The sequence below is a fragment of the Bradyrhizobium sp. GW821-FHT13H05 genome, from assembly GCF_058804065.1.
Genome location: NZ_JBXAPO010000010.1, coordinates 214596 through 224219, shown reverse-complemented (window position 1 = coordinate 224219; position 9624 = coordinate 214596). Strand labels below are relative to the sequence as shown.

At 64.0% G+C, this 9624-nt stretch carries 10 protein-coding genes; 7 read left to right on the top strand and 3 right to left on the bottom strand.

Features of this window, described 5'->3' with window-relative positions; all coding sequences use genetic code 11:
- Positions 1-1112: 1112 nt before the first annotated feature.
- Both AC1RR3_RS27350 and AC1RR3_RS27345 read left to right on the top strand, forming a co-directional pair.
- Positions 1113-3158: an acetoacetate--CoA ligase gene (locus AC1RR3_RS27350; protein ID WP_492826447.1), complete on the top strand. Its 2046-nt coding sequence runs from the start codon at positions 1113-1115 to the stop codon at positions 3156-3158.
- Between the two features lie 410 nt (positions 3159-3568).
- Positions 3569-3871: a hypothetical protein gene (locus tag AC1RR3_RS27345; RefSeq protein ID WP_011087444.1), complete on the top strand. Its 303-nt coding sequence runs from the start codon at positions 3569-3571 to the stop codon at positions 3869-3871.
- Positions 3872-3875: 4 nt separating this feature from the next.
- Here the strand turns inward: AC1RR3_RS27345 and AC1RR3_RS27340 are convergent, their stop codons facing one another.
- Together AC1RR3_RS27340 and AC1RR3_RS27335 are read right to left on the bottom strand one after the other, a co-directional pair.
- Positions 3876-4109, bottom strand: a complete 234-nt coding sequence (locus AC1RR3_RS27340; protein ID WP_492826445.1) for a hypothetical protein — start codon at positions 4107-4109, stop codon at positions 3876-3878.
- Positions 4110-4447: 338 nt separating this feature from the next.
- Complete coding sequence (locus AC1RR3_RS27335; protein WP_492826443.1) at positions 4448-4732, bottom strand: hypothetical protein; 285 nt, start codon at positions 4730-4732, stop codon at positions 4448-4450.
- A 188-nt stretch (positions 4733-4920) separates the two neighbouring features.
- On the opposite strand from AC1RR3_RS27335, the gene AC1RR3_RS27330 reads away from it, so the two are divergent.
- The 3 genes from AC1RR3_RS27330 to AC1RR3_RS27320 all read left to right on the top strand — a co-directional run bounded on the left by AC1RR3_RS27330 (position 4921) and on the right by AC1RR3_RS27320 (position 6521).
- Positions 4921-5508, top strand: a complete 588-nt coding sequence (locus tag AC1RR3_RS27330; protein ID WP_492826441.1) for a formyltransferase family protein — start codon at positions 4921-4923, stop codon at positions 5506-5508.
- A gap of 172 nt (positions 5509-5680) precedes the next feature.
- Positions 5681-6031 carry a hypothetical protein gene (locus AC1RR3_RS27325; RefSeq protein WP_492826439.1) on the top strand — a complete coding sequence of 117 codons (351 nt, stop codon included), beginning with the start codon at positions 5681-5683 and terminating at the stop codon, positions 6029-6031.
- Complete coding sequence (locus tag AC1RR3_RS27320) at positions 5976-6521, top strand: hypothetical protein (protein WP_492826437.1); 546 nt, start codon at positions 5976-5978, stop codon at positions 6519-6521. Before AC1RR3_RS27325 ends, AC1RR3_RS27320 begins: the two co-directional genes overlap by 56 nt.
- A 52-nt stretch (positions 6522-6573) precedes the next feature.
- On the opposite strand, the gene AC1RR3_RS27315 is transcribed toward AC1RR3_RS27320, so the two are convergent.
- Complete coding sequence (locus tag AC1RR3_RS27315; RefSeq protein WP_492826435.1) at positions 6574-6972, bottom strand: RidA family protein; 399 nt, start codon at positions 6970-6972, stop codon at positions 6574-6576.
- 147 nt (positions 6973-7119) lie between these two features.
- Between AC1RR3_RS27315 and AC1RR3_RS27310 the strand changes: the two genes are divergently transcribed.
- Positions 7120-8043: a DMT family transporter gene (locus AC1RR3_RS27310; RefSeq protein ID WP_492826433.1), complete on the top strand. Its 924-nt coding sequence runs from the start codon at positions 7120-7122 to the stop codon at positions 8041-8043.
- A 156-nt stretch (positions 8044-8199) separates the two neighbouring features.
- Complete coding sequence (locus AC1RR3_RS27305) at positions 8200-9624, top strand: caspase family protein (RefSeq protein WP_492826432.1); 1425 nt, start codon at positions 8200-8202, stop codon at positions 9622-9624.

Genomic DNA, 9624 nt, shown 5'->3' with positions numbered 1-9624 from the left:
TCGGCGGCAAGTCTCCAAAAGATTTTGCCGCCGCCAAAACCGAAATCTCTCGATCAGCGAATTAGTGGACTTGCACAATTGCGAGGAGCGAAGCGACGAAGCAATCCAGAATCCCTCCACGGGATCAGTCTGGATTGCTTCGCTACGCTCGCAACGACGGTGTGGAAACCACGGCGCATCGATAGCGTTCGAAGCGACACCTTGCCCGTCGGGCAAACAACCTGCACGAATTCTCCACCTCGCTTGTCAATCCTCTCCGGCAAACATATTCCACTTTACCGAAATTCGGATTTATCGTACAAACGAAACACCCTGGCCCGAGACAAGGGGCGGATCGCGATCGTCACGAACCGCGGGCCTGGGAGCGATGGACGCGACGGCGCCGGGCGCGAGCGGCATTGCAGGGCGGGAAACCGTGAGCAAGAGCTCTCGTGCCGACGACACGGCGCCGACAGCGTCTTCGCATGGCTTCGGGCGTGAGCACACGCCAGCGCTCGAAGTCCCAGCGAAGATGTGCGCGGACGGCCAAGTCGTGTGGTCCTGACGCCCGGGGTCTGTGCGTCAAGTCCTGTGGTGATGTGTGATGTCCAACCGGGCGCGCGCGTCAGCCATCCGCAGGACGACGGGGGCAATAGTGCATCGCTCCCCGGGGAGAGCACGAAGTACGCCGTAAACCATCGCGCAGGGAAGGCCGAGCATCGGCTGAGCCTGTGGTCCACCCCGTGTGCATTTCTCCAGCGCACGGATCGCGGGTGCCGCCGGCGCCCGGCCTTCCCTGCGCCCTTGTTTCGATGAGGGCAAAAGGACGACGCAAGACTCGGGCGAAACATGCCGCGAGAATGCAAATGCGTGTCTGCGGTTCGGGATGCGCGTTGAACAAGCGAAACCAGTGCACAACACTCCGTCATTGCGAGCGCCGCGAGGCAATCCAGGCTGTCACCGCGGAGGGATTCTGGATTGCTTCGCGGAGCCTGTCATCGGGCCGCGCTTTGCGCGGACCCGGTGGCTCGCAATGATGACGCTGAAGCACCGACCTTCCTGCGAAAACTGGCGCTTCAGCCGCGCTGCAAGACCCGTTACACTCCCCTCCCCGCAATAAAAGCCGACACGCAATGACCGCTTTCGTTCCCCAGATCGCCCTCTATCGCAACTGGCTCGCCGAGCAGCGCGGCCTCACCTTCGCGACCTACGAAGACATGCGGCAATGGTCGGTCCGCGATCTCGATGCATTCTGGCGCAGCATCTGGGACTATTACGATCTGCAATCGCCGACGCCGTTTGCGGCTGTCATCACCGAGCGCAAGATGCCGGGCGCGGTCTGGTTTCCGGGCGCGCAGGTGAACTACGCGCGGCAGGTGTTCAGGCACGTCGACGCTGCCCACGCCGCCGGCTTGCCCGCGATCGTGAGCAGCGGCGAGGACGGCAAGCTGCGCGAGACCAGCTGGCCGGAACTGCGGCGCAAGGCGGCGGCGCTCGCGCTGCATCTGAAGGAGAAAGGCATCAAGCCCGGCGACCGCGTCGCGGCGTACCTTCCCAACATCCCCGAGACCATCATCTGTTTTCTTGCGAGCGCCAGCATCGGCGCGGTCTGGAGCGTCTGCGCGCCCGACATGGCGGCGCCCGCGGTGATCGACCGTTTCAAGCAGATCGAGCCAAAGGTGCTGATCGCCTGCGATGCCGTCACCTATGCCGGCCGCCGGCATGACCGGCGCGATGTCGTCGCCGAGCTGCGGCGATCGCTTCCGAGCGTCGAGCAGGTCATCCTGCACAGTGAGGCTGCCACGGTCACGGCGCAGGACGCCCTGCTCTCCGACATTACCGCAAGGACGGATGCGGCCATCGACGCATTCGAGCCGATGTGGCTGCCGTTCGATCATCCGCTCTGGATCGTCTATTCCAGCGGCACCACCGGCCTGCCGAAACCGATCGTGCACGGCCATGGTGGCATCGTCATCGTGGTGCTGGCGCTGCTCGGCCTGCACAACGATCTCGGCTGCTCCTACCACGAGAATTCGTTCGGTGAGCGCTATCACTGGTACTCTTCGACCGGCTGGATCATGTGGAATTCGCAAGTCGGCGGCCTGCTCAGCGGCACCACCTGCTGCATCTTCGACGGCAGCCCCGGCGGAGCCAAGGACAAGCCGGACTGGACCACGCTGTGGCGTTTCGTGTCGCAGTCGAAATCGACCTTCTTCGGCGCGGGCGCGGCGTTCTTCGCCAATTGCGCCAAGGCCGAAATCACTCTTGCCGCCGCCGGCGATCTGTCGCGGCTGCGCTGCCTCGGCTCGACCGGCTCGCCGCTCAGCGCCGACACGCAAGCCTGGTTCAACGACCGCTTTGCGGCGCTGTCGAAGACCAATGGCAGCAAGGCGCAGGCCGACATCTGGTGGGCGAACATCTCCGGCGGCACCGATTTCGCCGGCGCCTTTATCGGCGGCAACCGCGAGCTGCCGCAGACGCCGGGCGCGATGCAGTGCCGCCTGCTCGGTGCGGCCGTCGAGGCCTTCAGCGAGCAGGGACGCGCCGTCACGGATGAGGTCGGCGAACTCGTCTGCACCGAGCCAATGCCGTCGATGCCGCTCTACTTCTGGAACGACAAGGACGGCGCGCGCTATCGCGCCAGCTATTTCGAGACCTATCCGGATAATTTCGACGGCAGCGGCCGCGGGCCGGTGTGGCGGCACGGCGACTGGCTCAAGGTCAATCCGGACGGCTCCTGCATCATCTATGGCCGCAGCGATGCCACCATCAACCGGCACGGCCTGCGCATGGGCACGAGCGAGCTCTATTCCGCGATCGAGGCGTTGCCGGAGGTGCTCGACAGCCTCGTCGTCGACCTCGAATATCTCGGCCGCGACAGCTACATGCCGCTGTTCGTGGTGCTGCGCGACGGCGTCACCTTCGACGGCACGATGCGCGCGAAGATCAACAAGGCGATCGAGACCAGCCTCTCCCGCAGATTCCTGCCGAACGAGATTTTTGCCGTCGCCGAGGTCCCGCGCACGCTCTCGGGCAAGAAGCAGGAGCTGCCGATCAAGAAGCTGCTGCTCGGCCAACCCGTCGAAAAGGTCATCAACAAGGAAGCGATGGCCAACCCCACCTGCCTCGACTGGTATATCGCCTTCGCGCGCGACTATCTCGCCAGAACCGCGGCGTGAGTCAGGCGCCGCCGAAATTGGACGGATCGAGGTTCCTGTTCTCCGACGGCGGAATCGGCGGATGGCCGGGAAACTTGTACCAGCCGGGTGGCACAGGTGCGTCCTCGGCGGGCCGAACAACGACGGGGTGACGCGCGTGAGCGTGACGGGCGGGCGCCGCGGCCGCCGGCGCGCATGCCGACATCAAAAGGAAGAGAAACAGGACGGACCGCATAACAAGGACTCCAACGTCCACCCAAGCCGTCATGTGGTGCGGGAACCACGCGGTGCTACGCATGCGCATGTCACGACTGGTCACATCGGCGGCACCGCGGTACGCCGAAGATCAGCCCAATTGCGCCAATCGCGTTTGCACTCCGTTCACCGATCGCCGCTAGATCAGGACGGATCCTTTGTGACGAACACCTGACATGGCCGACCTCAACGCCGTCCTCACCAGGCTCAACGACCGTCTGCTCCGCCTCGAGGGCGAGCTGTTCGTGCTGCGCTCGCTGGCGCGCGCGACGCTGACGGCGGGCGACGACCATGCGGCGCGGATGCGCAAGCTGGTCGAAGCCGCCAAGGTCGCACTCGACGACGAGGCAAAACGCGAGCTCGACAAGCCGACCCGCAAATATGTCGACGCAGCGACTGCGCTTGTGGAGGAGTTGCTGGTGGAGCCGACCCCGGCGCGCCCATTGTTCACCGTCATCGACGGCGGCCGGCGCGACTAGCGCATCAGATCGGGCGTGTCGTACCGAGATCCCCGGAGTCAGCCTTCAGCCGGCTGAGACCCGCTTCGATGATCGCGATCTCCTCGTCGATCTTGCTGATCGGCAGGCTGAAATCGTAGCCGGACCTGCTCTTCAGATCGACCGCGAGCCGCTGCCTGTGCATCATCAGCTCGTCGAGCCCACGACGGTTCTTCAGACGCACATAGGCGTCCACGATCTGCTCAATCGCGCTCGGCATGAAATTGGTCCCCGCAAAAATGCCCGCGCGGCGCACCCACGCCGGCGGGGCATTTTCGGTGTCGCGGTACGCAATACAAATCCGCGACGGATTCGTCGATACGACAAGCAAGTTGAGAACGTATTACCGTCTGATGATTTCGTGATAGCCGAGCATGAAAAAGCCGCTGGCAATGACGCCAGCGGCCAAAGCCGGGTTCGAAAACGGATCCGGAATGAAATTTGGCCAGCCCCGGTTGGTGCAGGTTCTAACCGCACACAACAGATTCCTCTGTTAAAAATGAAACAGAGGAACCGGTGCATCCATTATTTGCTGCCGACCGTGGCAGCACGGCAACGCTAGTCCGTGACGCAAAAATACTTGCGCGGCAGCCTGCGGTAGGCGCTGTAGCGGTAGTACGGCCTGTAGGCGTAGCTGCGATAAATCGCCGGCGGCTCCTCGCCGTAGTAAGCCCGGTGGTAGAAATTGTGGGGCACCCCTTCAGCACAGCGATAGGCATCCCAGGTCGGGCCGATGAAGGGCGCCACACCGATCTCCGGAGGCACCGCCGGATAAGGCCCACCGGCGCGCGCCGGAGTGGCCACAATCAGTGCGACGAGAAGGAAAAACCACGCGCTGCGCATGCGCTCGCTCCCGAGACGGTGCAATGCACGCATGGAAGCACCGGAACGGCCGGCCGCGCAATCGCGGAATCGTCGTGTCCTGCGCCCGGCGCGTTGTTGATAACCGGCGTAAACGGTCCGGGGATGGTGACAGGGCGTACCGACGTGTTATCGGGGGATGACGCAGTTGCGAGACGGATCGGACACCCATGCGCATCACCCTTGTCGGCTCCCGCCATTTCGGCGTGACCACCCTGAACATGCTCCGGGAGCACGGCGTCTCGATCGTGCGGGTCGTGGTGGCCGATGCCGAGGATCGCCTCGCCGCAACCGCCAAGGCGGCCGGCATCGAGGTGGTGGTTCAGGCCGATCCCAAGCTGGTGGTGGCCTCCGAGATCGCCCCCGACACCGACCTGATCATCACCGCGCACAGCCACGCCCGGATCGGCAAAGATGCACTGGCCGCGGCCAAGCTGGGCGGGATCGGCTACCATCCCTCGCTGCTGCCGCGTCACCGCGGCAAGGCCGCCGTGGAATGGACCATCAAGGAAGGCGATCCGATCGCCGGCGGCACCATCTACCATCTCGCCGACCGCATGGACGCTGGCGCGATTGCCGCCCAGGAATGGTGCTTCGTGAAAAAGGGCGAGACGGCGCGGGAACTGTGGGAGCGTGCGCTGGCCCCGCTCGGGCTCAAGCTGCTCGCCGACGTGATCGATTATGCCAAGGTCCACAAGGCGCTGCCGTCCAAGACGCAGGACGAGCAGTTCGCGACCTCGGCACCGAGTCTCTCCTGAGATTAACGATTAACGCGAAGCCGCATTGATTTTGCTTCGAAAATTGCAGCCGGAAACCCAAATAAACCATTGTTTCCACAGGAACAATTTTCGATTTGGCATCGCAACAAATTTCCGTCACATTTCGTCCGAATAAGTGACAGCATCTCAGACATATTCAAGGACGGAATTCATGCGTTTTGATCGCATCGCGGCGTTCTGTGCCGCTTCAGTTTTTACCGGCATCCTCGCCGGCCCCACCCTCGCCCAGACCCCCTATGACGGCAACTGGCAGGTCACCATCGTCACCAAGAGCGGCACCTGCGAGCCGACCGCGAGCTCCATGCTGACAGTTGCCGACGGCAAGATCACGGCGCCCGGCGCTAACGTTTCCGGCACCATCGGCAGTGGGGGACTTGTGAAAGTTTCGATCAATGGTGCATATGCCAACGGTCAACTCAGCGGCAACGCCGGATCGGGGAAGTGGAATGGAGCATCTGCAGGCATACCGTGCAGCGGGCGGTGGGAAGCATCGCGCCAATAAGCAATTCGAGACCAGTGTCATGAGCCGGCGGCTGCTGATTGCGACCGCCGTTTTGTTTGCAGCAGCGGTCGCGAACACCGAGAGCAACGCCCAATCCGGCCCGTTTGCCCCGCTGGCGGGCAGCTGGAGCGGCTCCGGCACCGTGACGCTTGATGACGGCTCGACCGAGCGGATCCGCTGCCGGGCCAAATACACCCCGATCGGACCGACCATGGAAATGTCGCTGACCTGCGCCAGCGACGCCTACAAGTTCAACCTCGGCGCCAACGTCAAGGCCGAGGGCAGCGCCATCACCGGCAGCTGGTCCGAGGCCAGCCGCAACATCTCGGGCTCGCTCCAGGGCCGCGGCGGCGGCGGAAGCTACGAGCTGGTCGCCTCCACCGCCGGCTTCAACGCCAACATCGCGCTGAAGACGAGTGGCAACAAGCAGAACGTCACGATGCGCGCGGACAGCCAGTTCCGCGGCGCCAACATCTCGCTGTCGAAGTAAGACGACGGCACGGTGACACGACAAGAGCCCCGGCGATCCCGCCGGGGCTTTTTCATGCGCCCGGAACGAACGCGGTGACCTCGATCTCGACCTTGGCGCGCTCGTCCACGAGACCGCCGATATAGAGCAGTGTCGACGGCGGAAAATTGCGTCCGAGCGTCTCCTTCCAGGCCGCACCGATGCCGGCACCGGCGGCCTCATATTCACTGCGGCTGGTGAGATACCAGGTCAGGCGGACAATGTGTTCCGGACCGGCGCCGGCTTCGCCCAGGAGCTTGATGATCCGTTTCAGAGCGGCCCCGACCTGCGCCGCCATGTCGGGAGCATAGTTGCCGGTCTCATCGCCACCGGTCTGCCCGGCCAGCACCACCCAGCGGCCCGGCCCCTCCATCACGACGCCATGGGAAAAGCCGCGCGGTTTTTTCCATTCGGCCGGCTGCAAGATGTGCATGAGCGAAGACTCCCGATTTTCTCGTTGTTCGATGAAGCCTTAGCACGCCGCCTTGCATCGCTGCATCCGCAGATTTGGCCGTTGCAAACGACGTCGATGTCGCCGATACCGGCCACCCCTTCAGATTTCGCCTCAGCATCCCGCCTCATGACCACGACACCGTCCAAGACGATGGCTGCATTGTGGATGACCGGATGGCTGTCACTGACGCTGGTGATGGCGGTCGCGGGACGCGAGGCTGTGCGCGAGATGAACGTCTTCCAGGTGATGGAAGTGCGCTCGCTGCTCGGCCTCTGCATGCTCTATCCGATGATCCGGCGCTCCGGCGGCTTCGTAACACTCAAGACGACGCGCTTGCCCCAGCACATCGCACGCAATCTGATCCACTACGTCTCGCAGCTCGGCTGGTTCTTTGCGCTGACGCTGATTCCGATCGGCCAAGTGGTCGCGATCGAGTTCACGATGCCGATCTGGACCGCGATCCTCGCCGCCAGCTTCCTGTCCGAGCGCATGACATCGTGGAAGATCGCCGCGATCGCGCTCGGCCTCGTCGGCGTGATCGTCATCGTGCGGCCCGCGACCGGCGAGATCAATCAGGGCCAGCTGATCGCGCTCGGCGCTGCCGTTGGTTTCGGCGTGTCCATGGCCCTGGTCAAATCGCTCACCCGTACCGAGAGTGCGCTGGCGGTCCTGTTCTGGATGCTGGTGGTGCAGTCGGTCGCAGGAGTCCTGCCGACGCTCTATGTCTGGGCCTGGCCCCCCACTTATGTCTGGGGTTGGGTCCTGGTGATCTCGGTCTGCGGCACGTTCGCACATTATTGTCTCGCCAGCGCGATGCGCTATGCCGACGCGACGGTGGTGGTTCCCATGGACTTCCTGCGGGTTCCGCTGACCGCGACTGTCGGCTGGCTGCTGTATTCCGAGCGGCTCGACGCCTGGACTGTGCTCGGTGCGGCGCTGATCCTGTTCGGCAACCTGCTGAATCTGAAGCCGGCGGCCCCGGTTCCCGCCCGCACGCACGCAATGAACCCACGCACGGCCTCATGCGACAAACAAAATGGTCGAACGTGATTTGGATCACGTTGGAGGGGCATTCCACCGTGCACATTCGGCCATGAGGCAATGGGTTGGGCGAACTGTCGTTTCGCTGGCGCGAAACCGGGCGTGTCGTGTAAGTTCGTGGCCAATTTGTTGCTGCCTGCAATTCGATTCTGTTGGGGATTTCAGATGCGCACTCTCACCCTCCTCGCTTCGCTGATGTGCATGGCGCTGTCGGTCAGCGCCGCACAGGCCGATCGCCGCGTCGCCTTCGTCGTTGGTAACGGCGCTTACAAGAACGTCGCACAATTGCCGAACCCGCCGATCGACGCCAAGGCGATGGCTTCGACATTGCGCAATGTCGGCTTCGAAGTGATCGAAGGATCCAACCTCACGCGCGACCAGATGACGGAGAAGCTGCTCGACTTCGGCCGCAAGGCGCAGGGCTCCGATGTCGCGGTGTTCTACTATGCCGGCCACGGCATCGCCGTCGGCGGCTCCAACTATCTCCTGCCTGTCGACGCCGACATCAAGTCCGAGATGGACGTCAAGCTGGGCGCCGCCATCAACATCGACCTGACGCTCGACCAGACCATGGGCGACGCCAAGGTCAAGCTCGTCTTCCTCGATGCCTGCCGCGACAATCCGTTTGCCGCCAAGATCAAGTCGAACTCGGCGACCCGCAGCGTCAACGTGCAGAGCGGTCTTGCCGAGATGAAGTCCGGCGAAGGCACGCTGATCGCGTTCGCCACCGGCCCGGGCCAGACCGCGCTCGACGGCCAGGAAGGCAACAACAGCCCGTTCACCCGCGCGCTGATCGACAACATCACCAAGCCCGGCGTCGAGATCCAGCAGGCGATGACGTCGGTGCGCGCCCAGGTCAACGAGGAGACCCACAAGGGCCAGCTGCCGTGGGGCCATACCAACCTGATCGGCGCTGTCTATCTCAACCAGGCCCCGACAACCCAGGTCGCCAACGCGGCACCGACCGCCGCGTCCGGCAGCGTGCCGGCGGCGAGCGCCGGTAGCTCTGACGGTGTCGAGCTCGAATACTGGCGCTCCGTGAAGGAGTCCAACAAGCCGGAGGAGCTCAACGCTTATCTCTCCGCCTATCCGAACGGCCAGTTCAAGGCGCTGGCGCTGGCGCGGCTCGCCGCGATCAAGAGCGGTCCGTCGACGACGACCCGCAATTTGAACGCAGGCGTTGATCCCGCGACCTTCACCGATGATGCAAGCCAGCTCACCGAGGACCAGATCGGCCTCGACAAGGGCCAGCGCCGCGACGTGCAGCGCCGCCTCACCGGGCTCGGCTTCGACACCAAGGTCACCGGCGCGTTCAGCGACGAGACCCGCACAGTGCTGAAGCGCTGGCAGGCCGCCCGTGGCTATCCCTCGACGGGCTACCTCAACAAGCTCCAGCACAAGGCCCTGCTCTCCGAGATCGTGGCGGCGGCGCCTGCCACCGCGAGCGACGACAGCGCGAAACCGGCCCGCCGTGCGCCGGCCCAGGCCCAGAGCGCACCGGCACCCCGCCACAATGGCGGCGGCGATGCCGGCGCAGCCTTCGTCGGCGGTGTCGTCGGCGGCATGATGGGCGGCATGTTCCGTCGCTGA